The 25,038-nt window shown below is 70.0% G+C and carries 17 protein-coding genes; 2 read left to right on the forward strand and 15 right to left on the reverse strand.

What is annotated here, in order from left to right:
• Nucleotides 1-147: 147 nt before the first annotated feature.
• Complete coding sequence (locus ACFY16_RS16655) at nt 148-948, reverse strand: SDR family NAD(P)-dependent oxidoreductase (RefSeq protein WP_390647844.1); 801 nt, start codon at nt 946-948, stop codon at nt 148-150.
• A 94-nt stretch (nt 949-1,042) separates the two neighbouring features.
• Here ACFY16_RS16655 and ACFY16_RS16660 point away from each other — a divergent pair, with 94 nt between their 5' ends.
• Nucleotides 1,043-2,083: an NAD(P)-dependent alcohol dehydrogenase gene (locus tag ACFY16_RS16660; RefSeq protein WP_390648184.1), complete on the forward strand. Its 1,041-nt coding sequence runs from the start codon at nt 1,043-1,045 to the stop codon at nt 2,081-2,083.
• 229 nt (nt 2,084-2,312) lie between these two features.
• On the opposite strand, the gene ACFY16_RS16665 is transcribed toward ACFY16_RS16660, so the two are convergent.
• The 14 genes from ACFY16_RS16665 to ACFY16_RS16730 form a co-directional block, all read right to left on the reverse strand.
• Nucleotides 2,313-3,590, reverse strand: a complete 1,278-nt coding sequence (locus ACFY16_RS16665) for an MFS transporter (protein ID WP_390647845.1) — start codon at nt 3,588-3,590, stop codon at nt 2,313-2,315.
• Nucleotides 3,591-3,830: 240 nt separating this feature from the next.
• A complete protein-coding gene (locus tag ACFY16_RS16670) occupies nt 3,831-5,231 on the reverse strand; it encodes a glycoside hydrolase (RefSeq protein WP_390647846.1) in 1,401 nt (466 codons plus the stop codon).
• A 416-nt stretch (nt 5,232-5,647) separates the two neighbouring features.
• Nucleotides 5,648-7,045 carry a DEAD/DEAH box helicase gene (locus ACFY16_RS16675; protein ID WP_390647847.1) on the reverse strand — a complete coding sequence of 466 codons (1,398 nt, stop codon included), beginning with the start codon at nt 7,043-7,045 and terminating at the stop codon, nt 5,648-5,650.
• Between the two features lie 267 nt (nt 7,046-7,312).
• Nucleotides 7,313-7,906: a TetR family transcriptional regulator gene (locus ACFY16_RS16680; protein WP_390647848.1), complete on the reverse strand. Its 594-nt coding sequence runs from the start codon at nt 7,904-7,906 to the stop codon at nt 7,313-7,315.
• Complete coding sequence (locus ACFY16_RS16685) at nt 7,903-9,381, reverse strand: MFS transporter (protein ID WP_390647849.1); 1,479 nt, start codon at nt 9,379-9,381, stop codon at nt 7,903-7,905. The genes ACFY16_RS16680 and ACFY16_RS16685 overlap by 4 nt, the downstream gene beginning before the upstream one ends.
• Nucleotides 9,382-9,580: 199 nt before the next feature.
• The gene (locus ACFY16_RS16690; RefSeq protein ID WP_390647850.1) at nt 9,581-11,284 is read right to left on the reverse strand and encodes a right-handed parallel beta-helix repeat-containing protein; all 1,704 of its coding nucleotides are present in this window, start codon (nt 11,282-11,284) and stop codon (nt 9,581-9,583) included.
• A 246-nt stretch (nt 11,285-11,530) separates the two neighbouring features.
• Nucleotides 11,531-13,702 carry a beta-glucosidase BglX gene (bglX, locus tag ACFY16_RS16695; protein WP_390647851.1) on the reverse strand — a complete coding sequence of 724 codons (2,172 nt, stop codon included), beginning with the start codon at nt 13,700-13,702 and terminating at the stop codon, nt 11,531-11,533.
• A gap of 110 nt (nt 13,703-13,812) precedes the next feature.
• On the reverse strand, nt 13,813-15,414 hold the full coding sequence (locus ACFY16_RS16700) for an FAD-dependent oxidoreductase (protein ID WP_390647852.1): 1,602 nt from the start codon (nt 15,412-15,414) through the stop codon (nt 13,813-13,815).
• Between the two features lie 138 nt (nt 15,415-15,552).
• Complete coding sequence (locus ACFY16_RS16705; RefSeq protein WP_390647853.1) at nt 15,553-16,554, reverse strand: LacI family DNA-binding transcriptional regulator; 1,002 nt, start codon at nt 16,552-16,554, stop codon at nt 15,553-15,555.
• Nucleotides 16,555-16,592: 38 nt separating this feature from the next.
• Entirely contained in the window at nt 16,593-17,696 is a 1,104-nt protein-coding gene (locus ACFY16_RS16710) for an ABC transporter ATP-binding protein (RefSeq protein ID WP_390647854.1), read from the reverse strand.
• Complete coding sequence (locus tag ACFY16_RS16715) at nt 17,693-18,766, reverse strand: ABC transporter ATP-binding protein (RefSeq protein ID WP_390647855.1); 1,074 nt, start codon at nt 18,764-18,766, stop codon at nt 17,693-17,695. The genes ACFY16_RS16710 and ACFY16_RS16715 overlap by 4 nt, the downstream gene beginning before the upstream one ends.
• A gap of 58 nt (nt 18,767-18,824) precedes the next feature.
• Nucleotides 18,825-19,724: an ABC transporter permease gene (locus tag ACFY16_RS16720; RefSeq protein ID WP_390647856.1), complete on the reverse strand. Its 900-nt coding sequence runs from the start codon at nt 19,722-19,724 to the stop codon at nt 18,825-18,827.
• A gap of 6 nt (nt 19,725-19,730) precedes the next feature.
• A complete protein-coding gene (locus tag ACFY16_RS16725; protein WP_390648185.1) occupies nt 19,731-20,771 on the reverse strand; it encodes an ABC transporter permease in 1,041 nt (346 codons plus the stop codon).
• Nucleotides 20,772-20,785: 14 nt separating this feature from the next.
• Nucleotides 20,786-22,447: an ABC transporter substrate-binding protein gene (locus ACFY16_RS16730; protein ID WP_390647857.1), complete on the reverse strand. Its 1,662-nt coding sequence runs from the start codon at nt 22,445-22,447 to the stop codon at nt 20,786-20,788.
• A 415-nt stretch (nt 22,448-22,862) separates the two neighbouring features.
• On the opposite strand from ACFY16_RS16730, the gene ACFY16_RS16735 reads away from it, so the two are divergent.
• Entirely contained in the window at nt 22,863-24,881 is a 2,019-nt protein-coding gene (locus tag ACFY16_RS16735; RefSeq protein ID WP_390647858.1) for a beta-galactosidase, read from the forward strand.
• The last annotated feature ends 157 nt before the right edge of the window (nt 24,882-25,038 follow it).

The following is a 25,038-nucleotide window of genomic DNA, read 5'->3' on the forward strand; positions in this document are numbered from 1 at the left end:
TGCACGAGTTGATTCGGGCGCCGTTGGCCACGGCGAGGCAGGGCCCGCCAAGGAAGGCCCGCCCCGCCGGGCCCGGTCCGAAACCGCCCCCACCGTGACTGCGGGCTCGAACCGGGCAAGGCCGTACCGGGCCGGACCGGTGACCGATCAGGCCGTGAATCGGCCGCCGTTGGCGAGCAGCACCGCCCCGACCAGATTCGCCGCACCGTCGCTCGCCAGGAACAGGGCGATGTCGGCGATCTCCTCGGGCGTCGCATAGGGACGCACCCTCGGATCGGCGAAACCGGTGCGCAGCGCGGCGGGCGTACGCGCCGCCATGCCTGTCTCGGTCGGGCCGGGTGCCACCACGTTCACTCGGATCCCGGACGCGATGACTTCCTTGGCCACGGCCTGACTCAGCGCGTGCACACCCGCCTTGGAGGCGGCGTAATGGGGATAGCCCACAGGCGTGTCGAAGACCGACGAGGAGCCGATGACCACGATCGCACCCGCCTTGACCGGCCGCATGGCCCGCACCGCCGCGCGCAGCACATGGAAGGTTCCGTCCAGGTTGACCCGCATGACGCGCCGCCAGGCCGCGTCGCCGAGCCGGTCGGTGACCTCCGGCGCGCGGCCCTCCGTCACCGCGTCCGCGATCACCTGCTTGACCTCCGGGTCATCGACTCCGGCAGCGTGCACCACGACGTCGAGCCGCCCGTGTTCCCGCACTACGTCCTCGACGGCCGCGTCGACCGCTTCCGCGTCCGCCACGTCGAGCGAGACGGGCCGGCCATCGGGCAACTCCTTGGCGACAGCTGTCGCCGCTTCGCCGTTCACGTCGGCCAGTACGACCGTTCGCGCCCCCTCGGCGGCCAGTTGCCTGGCGATCGCCGCACCCATGCCCGAGCCGGCCCCTGTCACCATCGCGACCTTGCCCTCGAATCGGCCCTGTCGTGCATCGCCGCTCATCCTGCGACTCCTTCTCCGTGAAAGCCTTTACTGAACTGACTTCGTCTCTGTTACCGTGATCACCAATGAACCGGCAAGAGGTGGGACGGTGAAGATGAAGGCGATGCGGCTGACAGCGTGGGGAGGCGAACCGGCGCTCTGCGAAGTCGAGAGGCCGATCCCCCGCGAGGCGGAAGTACTGGTCCGGGTGGAAGCCGCCGGACTCTGCCACTCCGATCTGCATGTCGTGGACGCGGCCGCGGGTGAACTCCCCTACCGGGCGCCGTTCACCCTCGGCCACGAGGTCGCCGGGCACGTCGCGGCCCTCGGCCCCGATGCCGACGGACCTGCGGTGGGTGAGCGCGTCGCGCTCTACGGTCCCTGGGGTTGCGGAGGCTGCGCCCGCTGCGCCGTCGGCCGGGACAACTACTGCGACCGGCGCGGCGACCTCGACTGGCACGGGGTCGGACTCGGCCGGGACGGCGGGATGGCCGAGTACGTGCTGGTTCCGTCCGCCCGCCAACTGGTGCCGATCGGCGATCTGTCGGCCGCCCAGGCGGCACCGCTCTGCGACGCGGGCCTGACCTCGTACCACACCGTCGCCGGAATGCGGCACGCCCTGGGCGAGGGCACCACCGCCGTGGTCATCGGCGTCGGAGGGCTCGGACACCTGGCGGTCCAGATCCTGCGCGCCACCACCCCGAGCCGCGTTTTCGCGGTCGACGTCCGCGAGGAGGCCCTGGCACTCGCAGAACAGTCCGGCGCGCATGGCGGCACCCTGATGCGGTCGGACACCGCCCGGGTGCTGAAGGCGCGGACCGGCGGCTTGGGAGTGGACGCGGTACTCGACTTCGTCGGCACCACGGCGACCCTCGAACTCGCCACCGAGGTCCTGCGCTCCGGTGGCGAACTCGCGCTGGTCGGCAGCGGCGGCGGTCAGCTGACGGTACGCAAGCCTGGCTTCCTCCCCCCGGGCTTGCGGGTCTCGCTGCCGTTCTGGGGTACCCGGCCCGAGCTCACCGAGGTCATCGCCCTCGCCCGCTCGGGGGCGCTCCACGTCGAGACGGAGCAGTTCCCGCTGTCCGTGGCACGGGAGGCCTTCGGCCGACTGCGCGGGGGCCAGGTGCGGGGGCGGCCTGTGCTGGTACCTGCCTGAGGGGTGTCGGCCTCGACCCGTGCACGGACCCGGGTACGTTGCCGCCCCTGGAGGCAACAGAGAATCTGCAGAAAATTCCGGCAGGCATCCCTCCGACGGACGATGAACGCGCCGCGGTCGACGACGGCCGAGCCGCCTTGGACCAACTCCTGGAACGGCTCACCGACGTCCCCACCCCCGCCGGGCCAACACCTCGCCGGCCGAGCAACGGTGGCCGCGGCCTTGGGTGCTAGCCAGTCATGTCGGCGGTCTCGGCCGTGCTGGTGACCTGTTGCTGCGGAAGCGCGCCCGCCGGCGGCGCCTGCCGCACGGCCCGGTTGGCAGTGGTGAGAAGGGCCAGGACGAGCAGCCATGCTCCGCAGAGCCAGACCAGCGGCTTGGCACCGAGTGTGGTGATCAGCGCGCCGCCTGCGAGCGTGCCGATCGACAAGGCTCCCGTGGTGAGCGTGGAGACCGCGCTCATCGCTCGGCCCCGCAGCTCATCGGGGGTGATGGCCAGTTGGTGGGTGGTCATGGCCACCGCGTACACCGGAGCCACCAGCGACTCGGCGGCCGCCACCGCCGCGAGCAGCAGCGGGTTGGGCGCGAGAGCGTACAGCGGGAACATCAATGCCTCCAGCCACAGCATCACCACGGCGATCCGGCCCAGCGGAAAGCGGCGCGCGGCCCTGTCCGAGACCAGCGCCCCCGCCATGGCACCGACCGCCGCGCCGCTGAAGATGACGCCGATCCACAGCGGCGAGGCACCCACCTGCCGGGCGAGCGTGATGATCAACAGGTAACCGGCGCCGTAACGCACCTTGTCAGCGGCCGAAACCAGCGTGAGGAAGCGGATGACCGGCTGGCGCCATAGCCAGCCGAGCCCCTCTCGGATCTCGATGGTGAGTCGGGACGCCGTCCGCACGCCCTGCCGGTCCAGCTGGAATCGGGCACGCATCAAACGCAGCGATGCCGCGGACACCGCAAAGGAAACAGCGTTGACGGCGAACGGCACGGTCCGGCCGAGGGCGTAGAGCGCACCAGCGAGTGAAGCCCCGAAGATGCCCACCGCGCCGGCGGCGGACTGCGAGTAGCCGAGCGCAGCGGACAGCCGGCGCGGACCGACCACGTTGGGCAGCGCCGCTGTGTTCGCCACCTGGAAGAGAGTGGTCAGGATCCCGGCAAGCACGCCTGTCGCATACAGCTGGGGCATGGTGAGCCTGTTCAGCCACAGCGCGACGGCGACGCCGGCCGTGAGCACGGCCCGGCCGAGCTCACACCAGATCATGGTGGCCTTACGGTCCCACCGGTCGACGAGGGCGCCGGCGATCAGCCCGAACGCCAAGAAGGAAGCGGTACCGAGGCCGAGTACGAACCCGGCTTGAGTGGCCGACCCGGTGAGGGCCAGCACGATCAGCGGCAGAGCCATGAATTGCGCCTGGTCACCGACAGCCGAGACCAACTGGCCGCTCAGCAGCAGCGAGAAGTCCCGGTTCCGGAACAGGCCGGTACCGCGAAGAGTATTCATCAATTTACGCTCCGTGACAGCTCAAGGACACAAGGGTGACGTCGAAGCTGGTGTCCGAACTAAGAAACACGGGGCGTAAGAGACATGCGCGGACCGTACCCAGGGCCTGGGCCGGGCTGCAATCGTTTTTGTGCGGGCGGCCCCGCCGAGACGCGCCTCGGCGGGGCACATGTGTCAGTGCACGACCAGAATGATGAGCGACCTGAACGAGCGACTGACGCGCGACCTTCAGGCCGTTGGTTACCGCGGACCCGGCGCCCATACGACGGTGACGACTGAGCGGGCGGGCAGCTTCGCCGTCAGGTGCCCGTCGGAGACCTGCGCGAGGCCGTCCACCGTGGCGACGTCGTGGTCGCCGTTGGTCAGATAGGCGGTGGCCTCGTGCCCCTTGGCGGCCTTCAGGGCCAGATCCGTGGTGATGGGCTCCGTACTGGTGTTGATGAGGACGGCGACGTCGCTTCCGTCCGTGTTGCGGTAGGCCGAGGCGAGCACCGCGTCGTCGCCGGAGGCGGCGTCCACCCGTACCGCGCCGGGCCGGATGAACCTGCTGTACGCGGCCATCGCCCGCAACCGCGTGGAGACCGCGTAGCTGTCGCCGTCCATGCGGATGAGGGCGCCGGTGTTGCCGATGGACGCGCCGAGCCAGAACAGGAAGGCGGAGGCGTCGGCGTCGGCGAGCGTGGTGTGGATGTTCTCGGCCCAGGCGAGCCCGGCGGCGTTCGTGCCGTCGTCCCACTGGCTCGGCCACACCCCGCTGCCCGCCCACTCCGACATCCACACAGGCTTCGCGCTGTCGATCAGCGGGCTGGTGGGCGCGGACGCGTAGCCGTGGGCGCTGTACGCGCTGACCTCCTTCTCGGCGGCCGGGTCGGCGGCGATGGCCGCTGCGTAGGCCTTGCCCTGGTCCCAGCCGAAGCTGTCACAGCAGTACAGCTTGGTGCCGGGGGCCTCGGCGCGCAGCACCGGGCCGATCACCTTCACCGCGTCGCCGGCCTGCTCGGGGGTGGACAGCATGGAGGCGTAAGTCGCCTTCCAGTCGGGCTCGTTGGTGAAGTTCAGGTCGGTGATGCGGATGCCTTCCTGCTTGTAGAACTTCACGTACTGGGCCAGGTACTTGCCGTACGCGGTGCGCCAGTCGCCGCTCGCGCAGTCGGTGCCGACGACGCCGCACAGCGAGCCGCCGTTCGCGTCGGAGCCGGTGGTCTTCATGTAGCCGGGGGCGCTCCACGCGTCCGCGACGAAGCGCTTCACTCCGTACTTCTTGGCCTGTTGGGCGAGCCAGAGCTGGCCGCCGTCGTTGCCGTCCCACTCGTACGTCAGCGGATCGTCGGGGCTCGCGGGGGCGGTGGGGGCGATGGTCTTCATGTGGTCGTACACCTCGTCCGCGGAGGAGCCGATGCCGAGCCGCAGCATGCTGAGGCCCGCGCCGTCCTTCGGCGAGAAGAGCAGCTTGACGATCTCGTCGCCCTTCTCGGCGGACAGGCCGTTGAGGCCGTGGATGACGGCGGCGCGCTGGAACGCCTCCGAGACGCCGAACCCGTCGATGCGCTGGTGGCGCGCGGAGAAGTCGATGCTTCCCCCAGCGGTGCCGGCACTGGCCGATGCGCCCGGCAGGGCGAGCGCGGCAGCGGTCAGGGCCATGACAGAGGCGAACAGGCCAAGACGGCGATGTCTGAGCTTTGACGGCATCCGTGTACTCCCGTGATTCCAGGCGCGGGTGAAGTCACCACCCCTGTTGGCGCGTTGGGGCAGGGGAACGGCCGGGTCGAGCCGGTCGTGCCTCCAGTACGGTCGTCACCGCCGTCCCATCTGTCAAGGCACTTAACAAATTCAGGTTCGTCGTCGAACAGGGCGGCCCGACCCAGGGTTTCGAAGTCCCGCGCGGGGCGGCAGCCCGCAGTGGGCGCCGGTCACCGGCCGGTCACGGCCGGCGCTCCGGATGGCGTGCCGCGCGCGGGATTCCGGGGCTGAAGCCGCCTCGCGGCCGGGCATCTCGGATCTCCGTCTCATGTGGCACCGGACGGAACCGGCAGGTGATACGAGACCGCCGGACGAGCTCAGCCGCCGCGGCGCACCTGAGCCGCCCTGCGGGCCTCGGCGAGTTTACGGGCCTCACTGGACTTGCGGGACTTGCCGCCGGTACCGCGGGAGACGTCCTTGCTGGTGCCGAGGCCGCGGAAGGGGGCGTTGGTGTTCTTGGGGCGGGGGGCGGCGGGGCCGCCGTCGAGCGGGTTGCCGGAGGGGGCCTTGGCCCCGGTGATCCGGCTCAGTTCCGCCTCGCCCGAGCGCACCTTCGTGGTGTTCGCCCGGACGCCGGCCTCGGCCAGCACCCGGCTCATCTCGCGGCGCTGGCCCGACAGCACCAGCGTGACGACGCTGCCGGACTCACCGGCCCGTGCGGTGCGGCCCGCGCGGTGCAGATAGTCCTTGGGGTCGGTGGGCGGGTCGACGTTCACCACGAGATCGAGGTCGTCGACGTGCAGGCCACGGGCCGCCACATTGGTCGCCACCAGGACGGTGATCCGGCCGTTCTTGAACTGCGCGAGAGTCCGTGTCCGCTGCGGCTGTGACTTGCCGCTGTGCAGGGCCTCGGCGTGCACTCCGCTGGCCCGCAGATGCCGGGTGAGCTGGTCGACGGCGTGCTTGGTGTCCAGGAACAGCAGTACGCGGCCGTCGCGGGCGGCGATCTCGGTGGTGACGGCGTACCGGTCGGGGCCGTGGACGACCAGCACATGGTGGTCCATCGTCGTGACCGCGCCCGCGGAAGGGTCGACCGAGTGGACGACGGGGTCGTGGAGGTAGCGGCGGACCAGGTCGTCGACGTCACGGTCCAGGGTGGCGGAGAACAGCATCCGCTGGCCGTCCGAGTGCACCTGGTCGAGCGCCTCGGTGACCTGGGGCAGGAAGCCCATGTCGCACATCTGGTCGGCTTCGTCGAGCACGGTGACGCGTACCCGGCCCAGGCGGCAGGCCCTGCGGTCGATGAGGTCGTGCAGGCGACCGGGAGTGGCGACGACGACTTCGGCCCCTTCGCGCAGCACAGCGGCCTGTCGGCCGATCGACACGCCCCCGACGACCGTGGCCATCCGCAGCCGAAGAGCGTCGGCGTACGGCCCGAGCGCCTCGGTGACCTGTTGGGCCAGCTCCCGGGTGGGCACCAGGATCAGAGCGAGAGGCTGCTTCGGCTCCGCGCGCCGCCCTGCCGTCCGTGCGAGCAGTGGCAGACCGAAGGCAAGTGTCTTGCCCGATCCGGTGCGCCCGCGGCCCAGGACATCCCGGCCCGCCAGAGCACTGGGCAGCGTGGCCGCCTGGATCGGGAAGGGCTCGTGCACGCCTCGCTCGGCGAGCGTTCGCAGCACCTCGGCCGGCAGTTCCAGGTCGGCGAAGGAGGCGACCGCGGGCAGCACCGGGGTGGGGTCGCCATGTCGGCCGTGGGCGTGGTCCGGGTGGTTCATCAAGAGCCTTCCGCAGGCGGAACGTACCGAGGAAGGCCCGGCAGGAACGGACGGCCGGTGAACAGCGGGAGCCGAACCAGCGGAACCCGGCCGTCCCGGCCGTGCAAAAGACTGAGACTAACACGCGCGGGGCGTCCCCGCCGTGTCGAGGCGTGGTCCGCGCACGGTGGCCGGTGCGCGTCGCCCACGATCCGGTCCGCCCTCCCCCCGCGCCCAGCTCGTCGGTGGCCACGGACATCGGCGGGGCCCAGGCCGCAATGACGTCCGTCATTGTCGGGGATGTCTGTCCTGTGCGGCACCGGTTGCCCCGGCATCCAGCGTCTCCAGCAGGACGTCGACGACTTCGTCCACCTCTGCCTCGGCCAGGTCCTCGAACGCCCCGGAATGACGGGCGAGCAGCACACCGGCGACTGCCGCCACCAGGATGTCGGCCCGCAGTCCGGGCCGGTCCTGGCCCTCGCGGGCGAAGCGGGTGCGCAGCGGCTCCACGAGGCGGGCCCGCAGGGCCGCGCGGGTGGCGTCCTGCGCTGCCTCATCGCTCAGCGGCTGAACGGCGACCCTCAGCAGTGGAACCGGCCCTCGCCGCTCCGCGCGTGCGGCGACCTCGCGCAGGCGGGGTTCGGTGAGCAGGTCGTCCGGTGCGCTGTCACCGTGTTCGGCGCGCAGCACCGCCACGTACAGCAGCGGCTTGCTTCCGAAGTAGCGGGCGATCAGCGCGGGGTCGACGCCGGCCCGTTCGCCGATCTCGCGGATGGTGGTGCGGTCGTAGCCACGCTCGGAGAACAGTTCGGTCGCCGCCCGCAGCAGCGCCTCGCGGCTGCGGGCGGAGCTCCGGCGTTGGCCCGGTCCTGCCCCGGTCACCGGCGGCTCGGCTCGGGTCGCGCCCGGTCGCTCGCCGTGGCGAGCGTGCCCTGCCCCGCGGCGACGACGGACGACCGCGCGCCTGCCCGGGTGAGCGCCACGGCGAGAATGCCGGTGACGACGAAGGCGACACAGCCGGCGAGGCCCGCGTCGCGGTATCCGCCGTTGGTCGGCAGCGCCGCGCCAGGGGCGGTAGAGGCCTGCAGGATCACCGCGCTCAGCGCACTGCCGGTCGAGTATCCGATGTACTTCACGACCTGATTGAAACTCATCGCGCTGCCCGTCTCCTCCGCGGGTACGCCGCCGACGATCAGGCCGGGCGTGACGGCGAAGGTCACCCCCACGCCGAGTCCGGCGAGCGCCATCATCGCGCCGATGCCCCACAGGCTGGAGCGGGCCAGCAGGAAGCAGACCAGAGCGCCGAGCGAGAGTACGCAGCCCAGCGGCAGCATGCGGGCGGGTGTCGCCGCTCGGCCCATCATCCGCACCAGCCGGCCGGTGACCAGGCTGGCCGCGGAGAACGGTACGAGCAGCAGGCCGGTGACGACGATGGACGCGCCGAAGCCGTAACCTGCGGACTCGGGCGTCTGAACGTAGCGGGTGACCAGGGAGATCAGCAGGTACGTGCCGACTCCGCCGACCATCGTGGTCAGGTTGGCGACGAGGACGCCACGGTCCTTGACGAGCCGAATCCGCACCAGCGGGTGCGTGGCGCGCAGCGAGTGCAGTACCCATCCGGCGAGCAGGACGACCGCGGCGGCGGCGACCGCCAGCAGCCGCGCCGAACCCCAGCCCCACCGCTCCCCCTCGGCCAGTGTCACCAGGAGGGCCGCCATGCCGCCGGCCAGCAGCAGCGCGCCGGGGACATCCATCGCGGTGGTGGGCCGGCTCGGCGGTGCGGGCACGACGATCACGGTGGCGGTGAGCGCGGCGGCGGCCATGGCGGCCGCGAACCAGAATCCGGCGTACATGCCGAGGTACTGGGCGAACAGGCCGGTGATCGGATACCCCAGACCAATGCCGGCCGCGGTGGTCAGGGAGAGGGTGGCTACCGCCGACCGCGCCTTCGGCGAGGGCAGCGCGTCGCGCGCGGTGGCGATGGCGAGCGGCACGAGCCCCATGCCGACACCCTGCAGCGCCCGCCCCACCAGGAGGCAGGCGAACCCGAGCGGAAGGGCCGCCAGAAGACTGCCCGCCAGGACGACCGTGAGTCCGGCAAGGATCACTTTCTTGCGGTGCGGACCGTCGCCGAGGCGCCCCATGACAGGTGTGGCGATGGCTCCGACCAGCATCGTCACCGTCAGCGCCCACTGCGCGGTGGAGAGGGAGACCTGGTCCTCGGCGGCGATGGTCGGGATGAGCGGTGCGCCAAGGCTGCTGACGACGGCGACGAGCATGCCGAGCGATACGAGAACGGGCACGAGGGCCCGTGGGTGGCGGAGCGTGGGCGCCGATGCGGCGGAGTCGTCGGGCATGTGCGTCGATATGGAGGGCGGCAAGAGAGTTCCCGTTCATGTCATCAAGCGATGTCATTCAATGATGACATGCGACAGGAGCCGCTCCGGGCGTCTCGCTCACTGCGTGTGTCCCACAGACGGCACCGGTCTTCGTCGCTCTGGGCACGCAAGACCGGTGCCGACTGCCAACGGGGGGATCAGTTGAACCGGGCCGCGCCTATCCGGCATCGGCCCCGATGTTCGGTGTGCTGGGAATGGTCGTGCCGTAGTAGTCCGCACCTCCGTTGCCGGAGACGGCCGTACCGGCCTGGCGGGCCGGGGAGGCGGACGTGAGCGTGTAGGCCTGCGGGCAGGGCTGCGGTCCGGTGCCCGAGGTCGGCGACCACGAGCAGGTGCCGCCCGCGCCCGGCGAGGTGAACAGCGGGTCGCCCCACACCGCACCCGACTCCAGACCGGCCGCCGTCCACGCGGCGAAGTCGCTGTAGGTGGTGCCGTTCCAGCGCCAACCGCCGGTGTTCGTCCCGTAGTACAGGTTGTTCGACAGCGTCATGCCGGTCTGCCCGTAGGGGTTGTAGTACATCTGGCCGGTCTTGCCGTACGTGCCCTTGTTCGCCATGTGGCAGATGTTGTCCTTGATCTGCGACCCACTGGCCCACGTGCCGGAGGCGTAGCCGAACAGGAAGCACGCGCTCGCGCCGGTCTTCTTGTTCGCGCTCTGGTCGTGGTTGGTGAAGAAGGTGTTGCCGTAGATCGACAGCGCGTTCTTCGGTGCGCTGGGCACCACGTCGAACAGGCCGCCCTGGACGTTCGCCCAGTCGTCGTTCTCGGAGATGTTGTAGCGGTAGGTGTTCGGCCCCCACACCCTCGAACTGGCGGTCGAGGTGTAGGCCAGGTAGCCGCTGCCCGCGTTGTCGTGGGTGTAGTTGTACTCCACCACCGAGTTGGTGGTGCCGCCGTCGAGGTCGATGGCGTCCCAGTCGCAGCCGGCCGTGTAGGCCGGCGACGGCTGCACGTTGTACACCTCGTTGTTGCGGATCGTCACATCATTCGAGGTGTACGTCATGATGCCGCTGGCGCCGCCGCACGAGGTCACGTTCGCCCCGATGTCATGGACCACGTTGTGCTCGATGACCGCACCGTCCCAGCCGTTCCCGGTCAGCGCGGCCCCGGTGCTCTGGGCCGCCATACCCAGGTCGTAGACGGTGTTACCGGTGACCCGTACGTCGGTGATGTTGACCCCCGAGCCCCAGCCGTAGATGCCAGGACCGGAATTCGAGGTCACCTTGGTGCCGTGCAGCTTGTTGTCGAGGATCTCCACATCGTCCAACGGCCCGTTGTTGCCGTTGACCGCGTAGCCCAGGACCATGATCTGACCGCCGAAGGTACTGCTGCTGCCACTGGGCGTCGCGAACCCGGAGATGTCCGAATCCGTCACCTTCAGGCCCGTGGTCGCCGTCGACGACGTCTGGTTTTCCAGCAGTACCCCGGCCGCGGTCGTGGTGCCGTTGACCAGCGTCAGGTTGTTCAGCTCGAAGCCGCTCACGGCATCCGCGGTGACCGCCGCCGAGTAGTCCCCCGTGCAGGCCGACTTCAGCGTGGCCTTTCCGGTGCCGTACGACGTCACCTTGAACGGCGTGGACGCCGACGACACCGGCACGTTCGTCGAGTTGAAGACCAGGCAGCCAGAGAACCACTCCTGCCCCTGGAACGCGACGGTGCTGCCCTCCGGGAACGTGAATCCGTTGACCTTGCCGACCGACTTCCATGCCTGGTCCGGCGACGTACCGCTGTTGCTGTCACTGCCGTACGGCGACACGTAGTACGTGGTGGTGGCGGCGTGCGCGGTGCCCGTGGCGGCACCCGCCAGCAGCAGTCCCAGCATTGCCTGGGCCACCACGGCCGCACAGATTCTTGCTCTCATGCTTCTCCCCACCGCGTGACCATGACGACGCACGGACACGCGGCTGACGACTCCTGGATGAGGCATGCCTCGACCGACCACGCACGGCACTTCCGACGTGGCGTCCAGGCGATGTGGATCGAAGAGCGGGTGAGGGGAATCTCCTCGGTGCATCGCTCCCTTCGGCGGACGGCTTCGTCGTCCGGGTCGAGCCGGTCCGTGCGGTGCGGGCCTGGTCCCCTTTCGGCCGGCACCGGGTCATCGTGGTCAGGTGACCAGGAGGGTGCGCCGGAGCTGAGTCTGTGAGCTGTTACCGATGTGGATGTGGATCTCGCCCGGCTCCACGGTGAACACGCCGTGCGGCTCGTTGGTCCAGTAGCCGATGTCGTCGCCGCCCAGGGTGAAGCGGACCTCACGTTCCTCCCCCGCCGCCAGCCGGACCCGCTGGAAGCCGCGGAGTCGGCGGACCGGCTGGACGATGGTCGCGGCGGGGTCCTGGATGTAGAGCTGGACCACCTCCTCGCCCTCCCGCTCACCGGTGTTGCGCACCGGGACGGCCACTTCGACCGGTGCGCCCGCCTGCAACTCCACCGACGCGATCCGCTCACGGCTCAGTTGTGGCTCACCCACCTCGAAGGTGGTGTAGCTCAGGCCGTAGCCGAAGGGGAACGCCGGGCCGTCGGCCACATCGAGGTACTTCGAGACGTACTTCACGTCGGGCTCGGCCGGGTTGTACGGACGGCCGGTGCGCTCGTGGTTGTAGTAGAGCGGGACCTGGCCCACCGCACGAGGGAACGTCACCGGGAGCTTGCCGCCCGGAACGACGGCGCCGGTCAGGACATCCGCCACGGCGGGGCCGGCCTCGATGCCGGGGTGCCAGGCCATCAAGATCGCCGCCACCTTGTCCGCCCAGCCGCCGATGGTCAGCGGGCGGCCCCCGACCAGCACCACCACACACGGTGTGCCGGTCGCGGCCACCGCGTCGATCAGCTGCTCCTGGGCGCCGGGCAGGCCCAGTTCGCTGCGCACGGCCGCCTCCCCGCTGATCGCGGACGGCTCGCCGACCACCAGCACCACCGCATCGGCAGCCTCGGCGGCGGCCACCGCCTCCGCGATACCCGTGGTGTCGGTCCCTTCCGCTGTCACCCCGAGCGCGTGGCGAATGTCGGTGTCCGGCAGCGCTGCCCGCAGCCCGGTCAGTACCGGGGTCGCCTCGGGCGCGCCCGGCAGCGTCCAGGTGCCCAACAGGTCGACGGAGTCGGCGAACGGACCGACGACCGCCAGCGAACCCACGCCCGACGCGTCCAGAGGCAGGGCAGCGTTCTCGTTCTTCAGCAGCACCATGCACCGCCCGGCCGCCTCGCGCGCCGCGGCCCGCGCTTGGGCCGTCGGCGTCGTCAGTGCCGCGGCCGCCTCCACGTAGGGGCGCTCGAAGAGGCCCAGCCGCAGCTTCAGCCGCAGCACCCGGGACACCGCGTCATCCAGCCGCTCCTGAGTCAGTTCCCCCGAGGCCAGCAGGTCACGGCCATGCTCGACGAAGGTGGTGGAGACCATCTCCATGTCGACTCCGGCGGTCAGTGACCGCCGGGCTGCCTCGGCCTCGTCCGCCGCGCTGCCGTGCGTGATCAGTTCCAGGACGCCGGTCCAGTCACTGACCACCACACCGTCGAAGCCCCACGACTCCTTGAGGATGTCTGTCAGGGTGTGCTCGTTGGCGTGGGCCGGGACGCCGTTGATGGTGTTGAAGGCGGCCATGACGGTGGCGGCGCCGGCGTCGACGGCAGCCTTGAACGGGGGCAGGTAGAGGTTGCGCAGGCGCTGCTCGGACACGTCGACGGTGTTGTAGTCGCGGCCGCCCTCCGCACCGCCGTAGGCGACGAAGTGCTTGGCGCAGGCGGCGATCCGGTCCTCGGCAGACAGGTCGTCACCCTGGTAGCCGCGCACCTTGGCCACCGCGTAAGCGGTGGCCAGACAGGGGTCCTCGCCGATGCTCTCCGCGATCCGGCCCCACCGCGGTTCCCGGGTCACATCCATCATCGGAGAGAACGTCCAGTGGATCCCGTTGGACCGCGCCTCACGCGCGGACACCTCTGCGTCCGCGACCGTCACCGCCGGGTCGAAGGCGGCGGCCTGGGCCAGCGGAATCGGGAACGTGGTGTGAAAACCGTGGATCACGTCCAGGCCGAAGACCAGGGGGATCCCGAGGCGGGACTCCTCTACGGCGATGCGCTGCAGCGCGTTGCTCGCCTCGGCACCGACGACATTGAGCACCGAGCCGAGCAGGCCCTTGCGGGCGGCAGCCTCGGCGGCCGCGGTGTCGCCACCACCCGGCCCGGTGTCCCAGGCCCAGGCCAGCTGCTGCAGCTGACCGAGCTTCTCCTCGACGGTCATCCGTCCCAGGAGTTCCTCTGTACGGGACTCGTGGTCATCGCCGCTCATGGCGGATTCCTCTCAGATGCGGATCGGGCCCGCGTCCCCGGCGGTCAGGTGCCGGGGACGCGGGAGCTGAACCGGCCGTCACGGTACGGCCGTTGAGGGGTGGCGGACCTTCAGTAGTGGTGCGGACGGGAGCGGATCTCCTCCGGCCAGGCGAGCTGGATGCCGAGGGTGCGACTGAGCAGCCGCTGGTAGTCGGCCAGTTGGTTCCGGTCGGAGCGGACCTTGCGGGGCGGCAGGGTCCGGTCGAGGCAGAACCCGGCGAGGGCGCCGACGGCCTCGCCGATGGCCCACTCCACAGGGTGCAGTCGGTAGCAGCCGTTGGTGACGTGGGTGGTGCCGATGTTCTTGTTGGCGGGCAGGAGGTTGTCGACGCGTACGGGGATCAGTGCACCCAGGGGGATCTGGAACGGGTAGGACTCGATGTCGATGTACGACCGGCCCGCGGTGCTGGGGTGCAGGTCGATGCGGTAACTGCCGAGGCCCACGCTGTCGTGGAACACCGCACCGCCTGCGGCCGGCGGGCGGGCCTCGACGCCCACATGCTGCTCGAGAACGGTGAATTCCGCTTTGATGCGGCGCGATTCACGGATGTACGGCGTCTTCGCCAGCCCGTCCGAGGTGCCCGTCACGTCGGGCCGCAACCGCAGGCCCGGCCAGCCGGTGCCGCCGTCGGGGCGGGGGGCCTCGGTCTGCAGCCAGTACAGGAAGGACTGTGACAGATCGCGGCTGGCTTCGAGTGCCGCTTGTCGCCGCTGGGCGTCGACGCCGAGCAGCGGCGCCTCCCAGTAGTCGATCTGCGGCCAGTTGACCACGGTGACGTCGGAGGCGAAGGCACCGGCCGCGAACTGTTCGCGGGCCAGGACGCGGCGGAACTGCCACAGGTCGAAGTGCTCGCCCGCCGCCCGGTCGGCGCCCATCAGTGCCCACGTGCGCTGCTGGAGCGTGATGGGCTCGACGTCGGTGAAGGAGAGCTGCGAACCGGGCCAGAACGGGGCGACGGTGCTGCGCCAGTGGTCGTAGGAGGCGGGCCGGTCGATCACGTGCTCCTCGCCCGGCCGGTGGTCCAGGGCGAAGCACCAGGACACGGCCTGTTGGTCGAGGGGGTCGGCGGTCTCGGGGGCGTGCGGCTCCCCGGTCTCGTCGCGCCCTTCCGCGCCGATCACGTGTTCCACACCGGCCAGTTCGAGGAGGTCGCCGAGTTCGGTGGCGTCGGCGACGTAGTCGGCCTGGACGGTGATCTCGCGTTCGCCATGCCGACCGGCCAGCGTGACCGCCTCGATGCGGTCGCCGTCGGTGTGTGCGGCGACCGGCTCGTATCCGGTCAGGACGGTGAGCGCGCCGGAGGACCGCCACGGGGCGAGCATCTCTTCGAGGACGGCGGCGGCCACCCGCGGTTCGTGGCACATCCGGCTGACGACGCCGAGCCCGGGGTCGAGCAGCGGGTCCTGTGCGGCATCGGGCCTGAGGGGATAGTTGCGGCGGTAGTAGTCGCGTACACGGCGGCGCAGTTCGGTGTAGCCGGGCGGGGCGGCCGGTCCTTCGATCCAGGGATGTTCGTCGGGCGGTACGGCCTGTGCGGTGAGTTGCCCGCCGAGCCAGTCGGTGGCCTCGGTGAGCACCACCGTGCGGCCGAGCCGGGCGGCGGTGAGCGCTGCGGCCACGCCACCGAGGCCGCCGCCGACGACGAGGACCTCGGTTCGTATGTCTGTCATGAGTTCGGGGTTCCTTCTGCCGGCTCTACCGGTCGCAGTGGTCGGTCATATCGGTGTCGGGGCAGCCAGGACCGACGAACGGCGCCGCTCGTGTGCCGGCGCGTCCGGAGTTGTCGGGTGTTGCGGGTTGTTTCGGGCTCAGTCGCGCGCGTCCGCGATGGTGGTGCCGGGAATCAGCGGGCAGGGCACCAGCAGGCTGCCGGTGCGCAGATCGGGGTCGTCGAGCATGGCCTGCAGTCGGTCCACGGCGAGTCGGCCGATCTCGACGCGGGGAATGACCAGGGAGTCCCACTGTCCGGACAGGTCCGCGGGCGCCGCCTCCAGCACGGCGACGGACACGTCGTCGGGGATCTTCCGTCCACGCCCGGCCAGTTGCTCGCACAGGGACTCCGCGAGCTGCACGGACTCCACCACGATCGCGGTCACCGCGCCGCGCGCCACTTCGTCGAGCCAGGCCCCTTCGATGCCTTCGGCACCGTGGAATCCCGGAGAGGTGTCGGTCAGACCGTGCCGCTCGACGGCCTCCGCGTAACCGAGGCGACGGTCCTCGTACGGCTCCATCCGCAGCCACTCACGGACATAGCCGAGCCGTCGATGGCCGTGCTGCACCAGCCGTTCGACGATCTGTCCGGTCGCCGAGCGGTAGTCGGGGACGATCTGCGGGATCTGTGCGCCGGGCACGTCGCGGCGGCCGATGTGGACGAAGGGATAGCCCTCGTACCACAGGCGGGCCAGCTCACCGCGGTCGCTGGCGACACCGAACAGGATGCTGCCGTCGGCGAGGTTGAGCCGATTGGTGCCGTCCTTGTAGATCCGGCGTTCGCCGTCGGTTCCGGACCCGGTCGAGGTGAACAGGACCAGGTCGAAGCCGGTCTCCTCGGCCCGCTCCTCGATCCCGAGGAGGAACTCGAAGTAGAAGTCCTCGTGCGCGCGGGGGAAGACCCGCTCGAAGGTGTGCACACCCAGCAGGTTGTTGCGCTGCTTGCGCATGGCCCGGGCCGCCGGATTGGCGACGTAGCCCAGTTCTCGCACGGCCTCGAAGACGCGCTGCCGCGTCTCTTCCGGAATGCGCGCGGTCGCCGCGTTGCCACTGATCACCCGGGACACCGCCGACTGGGACACCCCGGCAAGACGTGCCACGTCCGCTTGGCTGGGCGCCTTGTCACGCCGTCGTGCTGTCACAGTGCTCCCTGCGATGTCTCGCGCCGGGCGGCGGCCGCCGCGGCGTGTGTCGTCTCGGCCAGTTCCCCGGCCCGGCCCTTGACGTGCAACCAGCACATCGTCCAGTGCCCCTCGCCCAACTCGGTGCGCGGCGGGGCTTCCGCGGTGCACTCTGGCATCGCGAAGGGGCAGCGGGGGTGGAACCGGCAGCCCGTGGGCGGGTCGATCAGGCTGGGCGGCTCACCCAGCTCGTCGGCGCCCGCGAAGAGTGCTGCGCGATCCTCCACTGCGCGCTCGGGGTCCGGAGAGGACTCGATGAGCAGTTTGGTGTATGGGTGCTGCGGGGACGCGATCACCTCTTCCTTGGGGCCGGACTCCACCATCTGCCCTGCGTACATCACGGCGATCTCGTCGCACAGGTAGCGCGCGCCTGCGATGTCGTGCGTGATGTAGAGCAAAGCCAGGCCGTCCTCCGTGCGCAGTCGCTGCAGGAGGTTGAGCATCTCCAGCCGGATCGACACGTCCAGCATGGAGATCGGTTCGTCGCCGAGCAGGACCTTGGGCTCCACGGCGAGCGCGCGGGCGATGACTACGCGCTGGCGCTGTCCGCCGGAGAGTTCATGGGGGAACTTCGCCGCGAAGTCCTCGGCCGGGGTGAGACTGACCCGTTCGAGGAGTTCGGTGATCCGCTGCTCTCGCCCCTGGGACGTCAGGTGCGGTTGGTGCAGGCGCAGCGCGCGGTCGAGGTTGTAGCGGACACGGTGCAGCGGGTTCAGCGATCCGAAGGGGTCCTGGAAGATCAGCTGCACCTCGGAGTGGTAGGTGCGCTGTGCCCGCCGGTTGCCGCTCACGGTCTCGCCCCGGAGCACGATCTCGCCCTGGGTCGGTTCGTGGAAGCGGGCCAGCATGCGGGCCAGAGTGGTCTTGCCGCTGCCGCTCTCCCCCACCAGCGCCAGGATCTGACCGGGCTTCAGACGGACGGTGGCATCTTCGACGGCGCGGACGACGGACGTGCCGCCGAGGGGACCGCGGACGGTGAAGTGCTTGGAGACGTCCCGTGCTTCCAGAACGTACTCCGGCGCGTCGGCCTCGGATGCCTTGTCGCGCAGGACCTTGCTCACAGGATCCCGCCTTTCGTCTCGCCGCTGTCGATCGCGGCCTCGGTCTCGTTGAGCAGGCAGGCCGCATCGTGCCCTGCCTGCGGCCCTATGGGCAGCAGGGCCGGCAGCCGTTCCTCGCAGCCCTGCATCCGTTGCGCGCAGCGCGGGTGGAAGGGGCAGCCGACCGGTGGGCGGCGCAGGTCGGGCGGGGTGCCGGGGATGCCGCGCAAGGTGCGCAGTGGGGCGTGCAACGGCGGGAAGGAGTCGCGCAGGCCTTGGGTGTAGGGGTGCTTCGGAGCGCTGTAGAGGGCCGCCGCCTCGCCCACCTCGACGATGCGGCCGGCGTACATGATGGCGATACGGTCCGCCAGTTCCAGCAGCAGCGACAGGTCGTGGGTGACGAAGACGACCGCGAATCCCCATTCGCGGCGCAATCGCAGGACTTGGGCAAGGATCTGGCGCTGCATCACCACGTCGACGGCTGTCGTCGGCTCGTCCATCACCACCAGCTCGGGCCCGCAGGCCAGGGCCAGGGCGATGGCGGCGCGCTGGCGCATGCCGCCGGAGAGCTGGTGAGGGTAGTCGCGGACGCGGTCGGCGGATATGCCGACCAGGGCGAGGAGTTCAGCGGCCCGCGTCCAGGCGGCCCGCTTGCTCAGCGAGCGGTCGCGGGCCCGCAGGACGTCGGCGAACTGGGCGCCGATCCGCATCACCGGGTTGAGCGCGTCCATCGCCGACTGCAGCACGATGGACAGGGCGGTCCACCGGTAGCGGCGCATCTGCTTGCCGTCGAGCGCGGCGAGGTCGACGGGCGGGGCGCCGTCGCGGCCGTGGAAGAGGATCTCCCCGGCGGTGGTGACGGCGGGTGGACGCTGCAGCCGGGTCAGGGCGGTGATCAGCGTCGACTTCCCGGAGCCCGACTCCCCCGCCACGCCGAGGATCTCCCCCCGGCGCAGCGTGAAGGAGACGTCGGAGCAGGCGCGTACGGGAACGCTGCCGGTGGCGTACTCGACGGACAGGCCACGTACCTCGAGGACGGCCTGCGCGGCCGGGGCCTTGGACGGCCTGTGCTGCTCGGCCTGTACGGTCATCGGGGTCCACCTCCGGACGGAACTGTCATCGAGCGCGTCGGCCCGGGGCACAGGGCGATCACGCCGCACCACCCGCTCGCGCGAGCCGCTTGGCGCGCCGCGCCGAGACGGGGCGGGCCACGCGCAGCTTGGGGTTGGCGATTTCGTCGACGCCGAAGTTGACCAAGGCACAGGCCGTACCGATCAGGGCGATGCACAGGCCGGGCGGGACGAACCACCACCACAGGCCGCGCAGTACGGCGCTCTGCGCCTGTGCCGACTGGATCATCGTGCCCCAACTGATCGTCGAGGAGTCGGAGATGCCGAGGAAGGCGAGTCCCGCCTCGGCCATCACCGCGCCGATCATCGCGTGCAGGAACATCGACGCGATGAGCCCGGTCAGATGGGGCAGCACTTCGGCGAAGACCAGCCGGCGGCCTCGCTCGCCGAGCATCCGCATGGCCCGTACGAAGTCGCGGTTGGCGATGCTGAGCGATTGGGCGCGCAGGGTGCGGGCCCCACCGGACCAGCCGAAGAAGCCGATGATCAGGGCGATGGTGGTGATCCCTGTGCCCTCCAGGTAGCCGGCCACGATGAGGATGAGCGGCAGCACGGGCAGGACGAGGAACAGGTTCGTCAGGAAGTTCAGGGCGGAGTCCACCTTGCCGCCGTAGTACCCGGCCGGTACGCCGACCAGGATCGCCATCGCCGTGCCGACCACCGCGCCGAGCACCCCGACGTACATCGAACCGCGGGCGCCTGCGACGACCTGGGCGAGGACGTCCTGCCCGAACTGGTTGGTGCCCAGCAGGTGGTCGCCGCTGGGCGGCTGGGCGATGACACTGGTGTCGTTCTCGCCCGGGTCGAGGCCCAGCAGGCTGTCCACCAGCCAGGGCCCGAACACGGCGAGCAGGCAGAAGAACGCCAGGATGCCGAGGCCTGTGCGGACCTTCCGGCTGGTGAGGAATGCGGTGCTCACGGCCCGTCACCCTCCTTCTCTGATGCGCGGGTCGAGCAGGGCGTACACCGAGTCGGCCAGCAGGTTGGCCAGCAGGACGGTCAGCATGATGAGGAAGAAGACCCCTTGCATGACCGGGTAGTCGCGCTGCTGGAGCGAGGTGAAGAGCAGATAGCCGACACCCGGGTAGTTGAAGACGACTTCGGTCAGCAGTGCGCCGCCGACGACGTGACCGAGGGCGAGAGCGAAGCCGGTGAAGTTCGGCAGGACGGCGTTGCGGGCCGCGTAGCGGAGCATCACCCTGCGGTTGGACAGGCCCTTGGCCTGGGCGAGAAGAACGTAGTCCTCGCGCACGGTGGTGACCGTCATGTTGCGCATGCCGAGGAGCCAGCCGCCGAAGGCGGAGAAGACGATGGTGGTGGCGGGCAGCACCCCGTAGTGCAGCACGCTGACCAGGAACGACGGGGAGAAGCTGATCGGGACGTCGGCGTCGTATCCGCCGGACAGCGGGAACCAGCCCAGCTGGAAGCCGAACAGCCACAGCGCGATGAGCGCCATCCAGAAGTACGGGATGGCCGAGACGAAGGTGGTGAGCGGGCTGACCACGGCGTCGAAACGGCTGCCCGCCTTCCAGCCCGCCACCGCGCCGATCCCGGTGCCCAGGACGAACGCGAGCACCGTGGTCGAGCCGACGAGGAGCAGGGTCCAGGGCAGCCCCTGCCATACCAAGTCGCTGACGGGCACGGGGAAGTTGCTGACCGAGATGCCGAGATCGAAGTGCGCCAGCTGACCCAGGTAATCGATGTACTGGCGGCCCAGGTTGGCGTCCGGGTTGCCGAAGACCTTGTGGATCGACTCCAGGGCGCTCGGTGACAGTTGTTGGCCGCTGACGCGCTGGAGCTTCTCGACGACCGCGGACGACGGGTCGCCGGGCATCAGCCGGGGCAGGAAGAAGTTCAACGTGATCGCCGACCAGGCCGCCGCCAGATAGAAGCCCAGGCGGCGGACCAGGAACCCCCAGCGGCGGGGCGCCCTGGCCCGACGCGCGGCGGGCGCGGTGACGGTCACTGTGGTCACCGCGGTCACTTGGTGGCCTGCTTCAGCTTCAGGAGGGTGAGCGTGGCGTCGGGGCCGGCTCCGGGGAACGGCACATAGGAGTAGTGGTCGGGGGTGGGCCAGCCGGTCCAGTGCTCACTGTTGATCAGGACGAACCAGTAGCTGGCGTAGATGGGGCTGAACGGCACCTGCTCGGCGACGATCTTCTGCATTGCCTCCCCGGCGCTCTTCGTCTCGGCCGGGTCGTTCGAGCCCTGCAGCGCGCGGATCGCGGTGTCGGTGGTCTTGTCCTTCCACCGGCCGTAGTTGGTGACCGCCGTCTCTCCCAGCGGCCGGTAGGCGACGCTGCTCAGAGCGCTGTAGAGTCCGGCGACCCCCGCTCCGCCCGTAGTGCTGATGGTGAGGTCGAAGTCGGCGCGCTGCTGCTGGTCGAGCAGGTTGGCGCTGGGGGCACCCACCGACTTCACCTTGATCCCGAGGTGCTTCTGCCAGCTGCGGGTCATGATGTTGGCGTAGGCGTCCCAGCCGTAGTCCTGGTTGAAGGAGAGCTTCGGGGTGTAGGACTTGCCGTCCTTCACCAGCTTGCCGTCCTTGACTTCGAAGCCGCTGAGCGTGAGTTCCTTCTGGGCCGCCGCGGCATCGACCCTTTGCACCTTGTTCCGGTACTCGGGGAGGATCTCGTTCCCGTAGACCTGGTCCACAAGTCCCGTGGGTCCGGCCTCGGTTCCGGGACGCTGGAGTGTGGCGACGATGTCCTTGCGCGGGATCGTCATCGCGAGTGCGCGCCGCAGGTGGACGTTGTCGAAGGGGGCCTGGGCGGTGTTGAAGAAGAGAGAGTAGGCGCCGCCGGTCGCGTACCTCTGGTACATGTGGTGCTTGGGGTCCTTGGCGACATACTCCTGTTCGCCGCCGTTCCAGCCGCTGAGCGCCCAGTCCACGTCGCCGCGCAGCAGCTGGGCTCGTATGGAGTCGCCGCTGGTCGGGATGACCTTGAGCTGCTTCAGGGCGAAGTCACCGCCCCAATAGTCGTCCCTGGCACGGAGGGTGACCTGCTGAGCCGCGAACCGCTCCAGGGCGAAGCCACCGGTACCCACCGGATCCGGATTGGTCCAGGTCTTGAGGTCCTTTCCCTCCCAGATGTGCTTGGGCACGACCGGGAGCAGCACGTTTGCGAGCTGATTCAGCTCGCTGAACGCGGCTTTCGCCCAGTGCACCGTGACGGTGGTGGCGTCCTTCTTGGCGACGCGGTCATAGGTGGTGCCACCGGTGTTGAAGGAGGCGTCCCTCAGCGGGATGCTCAGCGAGAACACCACGTCGTCGGCGGTCATCGGCTTGCCGTCCGAGAACGTCACGTCGTCGCGCAGCTTCACCGTGAGCGTCGTGCCGGTCTCGTCGAACTCCAGGCTCTTGGCCAGCCACGGCTTGACCTTCGCGCCGTCGCTGAAGTCGATTCGCGCCAGCGGCTCGTAGATCAGCTCGATGCTGGGGGCCTTCTGCACGGCGGGGCCGAATACGTTGAAGTTGCGGACGAACGTCGTCCCGCCGTCGGTCTTGCCGAATACGAGTGCCCTCGCCGACGCGCCGCCCGCCCCGGACGCACCGGTGCCGGCCGTGCAGGCAGTCGCACCGAGGGGAATCGCGACGGCCGCCGCGGCGGTGCGCGCTAGGAAGACTCTTCTCGTGGGCATGGCTGACTCCTGGCTCCTCGTAAGGGCTGGGCGGTGCACGAAAGAGTGGCTCATACGTATGAGCATCCACGGAAGGAGATCCCGGGTCTCTGCTTCTACGTATGACCACGGAACGTACGGACGTTGCGGGGAGGCGTCAAGGGTGTGACGGGAATGTTTTCAGGCCGTTGACAGCCCCGTGCGGCCAGCCTAGGTTGAGCGCGCTCACGGTGCCCACCGTCAACTGTCGCCTGCAGCACCCGCATTGGACATCGCGACGGGACATCGTGCACGCCCCGCTCCTCCCGCCGGCGTCCAGTCGTCGATCCCGCACGCCCTCGTGGATCAGCCGCCCGGTGCCCGGGCCGGTGACGGAGGGGTACTACGGCGCCCCGTCGACCCCGCACTTCGCTGCTCAGAGCTCAGGAGCTTCCCCATGCCGCGATCCGACCGGCCGCACCTCGCATGGAACCGAGTCCCACGCCCCGCCTACGGCGCCGACTACAACCCGGAGCAGTGGTCCAGGGCGACCTGGAAAGACGATGTCCGCCTGATGCGCGAGGCCAACGTCAACCTGGTGACCCTCGGTGTCTTCGCCTGGTCCTGGATCGAACCCGCCCCGGACGCCTTCGACTTCTCCGGCCTGGACCAGGTCATCGCCCTCCTGCACGAGTCGGGCATCGCCGTCGACCTGGCCACGCCGACCGCCGCACCGCCGCTCTGGTTCTCCCACGCGCACCCCGAATCACTGCCGGTCACCGTCGACGGACGCACGCTCGCGCCCGGCTCCCGTCAGGCGTACTGCCCCTCGTCCTCCGCCTACCGGGAACGCGCCGCACTGGTCACCCGGCGCCTCGCCGAACGCTATGGCGACCACCCGGCCGTGGTGATGTGGCACATCAACAACGAGTACGCCAACGGGAACCCGCACTGCTGGTGCGACATCTCCGCCGACGCCTTCCGCACCTGGCTGCGCACCACGTACGGAGACGACCTCGACGCCCTCAACGACCGTTGGGGATCCGCCGTTTGGGGCATGCGCTACAGCGACTGGGCACAGGTCGCTCCGCCGCGATCCAGCACCAGCAGCCTCTCGCCGGGGCGGTGGCTGGACTTCTATCGCTTCAGCGACGCCGAGCATCTGGCCTGCTTCCGCGCCGAGCGCGACATCGTGCGCGCCCACTCCTCCGGCCGCCCGGTCACCACCAACTTCATGGCGAGCTCGCTTCGCTGGAGCGACTACTGGCGCTGGGCACGCGAGGTCGACATCGTCTCGAACGACCACTATCTCCCCTCCGAGGATCCGGACCGCGCCGCCGACCTCGCCTTCGCCGCCGACCTCACCCGCTCTCTCGCGGCCGGGCAGCCCTGGATGCTCATGGAGCACTCCACCTCCGCCGTGCAATGGCAGCCCCGCAACATCGCCAAAACCCCCGGGGAGATGGCCCGCAATACGCTCACCCATCTCGCCCGCGGCGCGGACGGCGCCCTGTTCTTCCAGTGGCGCCAGTCCGCGTACGGCCCGGAGAAGTGGCATTCGGCCATGCTTCCCCACGGCGGGGAGGACACCAGGATCTGGCGGGAGACCAAAGCGCTCGGCGCCACCGTGGCCGCCCTCGCCGACATCGCCGGCACCACGTGTCCGCCGGCCGACATCGCCCTGCTGCTCGACTACGAAGCCATGTGGGCCCTCCAACTGCCCCACCGCCCCAGCAGCGACATGACGTACACCGGCGTTCTGCGCGACTGGCACCGCGCCCTGTGGGAGCTCGGGTTCTCCTGCGACCTGGTGTCCGGCCCCCGGGAACCCGGAGAACAGCGCCTGCTGCTGGTGCCCTCGCTCTACGCCCTGTCGGCCGACACGGCCCGGGCGCTGGAGGACTACGCGGCCCGCGGCGGCCACCTGGTCGTCGGGCCGTTCAGCGGGGTGGCCGACCCGCATGACCGCATCCATCCCGGCCCGTATCCGGGTGTGCTGCGCGACCTGCTCGGCCTGCGCGTGGACGAGTACCTTCCGCTCCCGGCCGGGGCTGCGGTCGAGCTGGACGACGGATCGACCGGCCGGCTGTGGGCCGAGCATGTGCTGCCCAACCCGGGAACGGAGGTGGAGAGCCGGTTCGCCGACGGCCCCGCGCAGGGCGGCCCGGCCATCCTCCGCCACGGCACCACCCGTTACCTGGCCACCCGCCCGGACTTCGCCTCCCTCCTGCGGCTCCTTCCCCGATGGGCCGCACAGGCAGGCTGCGCGAGTCCGGTCCGGGGCGCAGGACATGGAGTGGAAGTCACCCGCCGAACCGCGCCCGACGGCAGGACGTGGCTCTTCGCCGTGAACCACACCGATCACCTGGCGCAGGTAGCCACGACAGGAGTCGACGTCCTGTCGGCCACCCGTTCGCCGGGCGTCCTCACCATTGCCGCAGGCGAAGTCGCCGTGGTGGCGGAGGACCCCCAGTAACTTCGCGCTTTTCTTCCCTTCCATCGAAACATGAGGTGGCCCATGAAGGTCCGTCCGTTGACGGTGGAGCGCCGCCTCGATGAGGCCATGGAGGAGCGACGTGCCGCCCCTGACCTCGGGGTACCCCGGCGCGACAGCATCACGCTGTGACTGGGGG

Source organism: Streptomyces sp. NPDC001315 (assembly GCF_042896175.1).
Lineage (GTDB): Bacteria > Actinomycetota > Actinomycetes > Streptomycetales > Streptomycetaceae > Streptomyces.

What these genes read in the sequence shown, in the direction of transcription:
- ACFY16_RS16670 (WP_390647846.1), bottom strand. Translation starts at nt 5,231, where the DNA reads ATGGCCCTGACCGCTGCCGCGCTCGCCCTGCCGGGCGCATCGGCCAGT.
- ACFY16_RS16700 (WP_390647852.1), bottom strand. Translation starts at nt 15,414, where the DNA reads ATGACAGACATACGAACCGAGGTCCTCGTCGTCGGCGGCGGCCTCGGT.
- ACFY16_RS16715 (WP_390647855.1), bottom strand. Translation starts at nt 18,766, where the DNA reads ATGACCGTACAGGCCGAGCAGCACAGGCCGTCCAAGGCCCCGGCCGCG.
- ACFY16_RS16730 (WP_390647857.1), bottom strand. Translation starts at nt 22,447, where the DNA reads ATGCCCACGAGAAGAGTCTTCCTAGCGCGCACCGCCGCGGCGGCCGTC.
- bglX (WP_390647851.1), bottom strand. Translation starts at nt 13,702, where the DNA reads ATGAGCGGCGATGACCACGAGTCCCGTACAGAGGAACTCCTGGGACGG.
- ACFY16_RS16675 (WP_390647847.1), bottom strand. Translation starts at nt 7,045, where the DNA reads ATGAACCACCCGGACCACGCCCACGGCCGACATGGCGACCCCACCCCG.
- ACFY16_RS16735 (WP_390647858.1), top strand. Translation starts at nt 22,863, where the DNA reads ATGCCGCGATCCGACCGGCCGCACCTCGCATGGAACCGAGTCCCACGC.
- ACFY16_RS16655 (WP_390647844.1), bottom strand. Translation starts at nt 948, where the DNA reads ATGAGCGGCGATGCACGACAGGGCCGATTCGAGGGCAAGGTCGCGATG.
- ACFY16_RS16660 (WP_390648184.1), top strand. Translation starts at nt 1,043, where the DNA reads ATGAAGGCGATGCGGCTGACAGCGTGGGGAGGCGAACCGGCGCTCTGC.
- ACFY16_RS16685 (WP_390647849.1), bottom strand. Translation starts at nt 9,381, where the DNA reads ATGCCCGACGACTCCGCCGCATCGGCGCCCACGCTCCGCCACCCACGG.
- ACFY16_RS16690 (WP_390647850.1), bottom strand. Translation starts at nt 11,284, where the DNA reads ATGAGAGCAAGAATCTGTGCGGCCGTGGTGGCCCAGGCAATGCTGGGA.
- ACFY16_RS16665 (WP_390647845.1), bottom strand. Translation starts at nt 3,590, where the DNA reads ATGAATACTCTTCGCGGTACCGGCCTGTTCCGGAACCGGGACTTCTCG.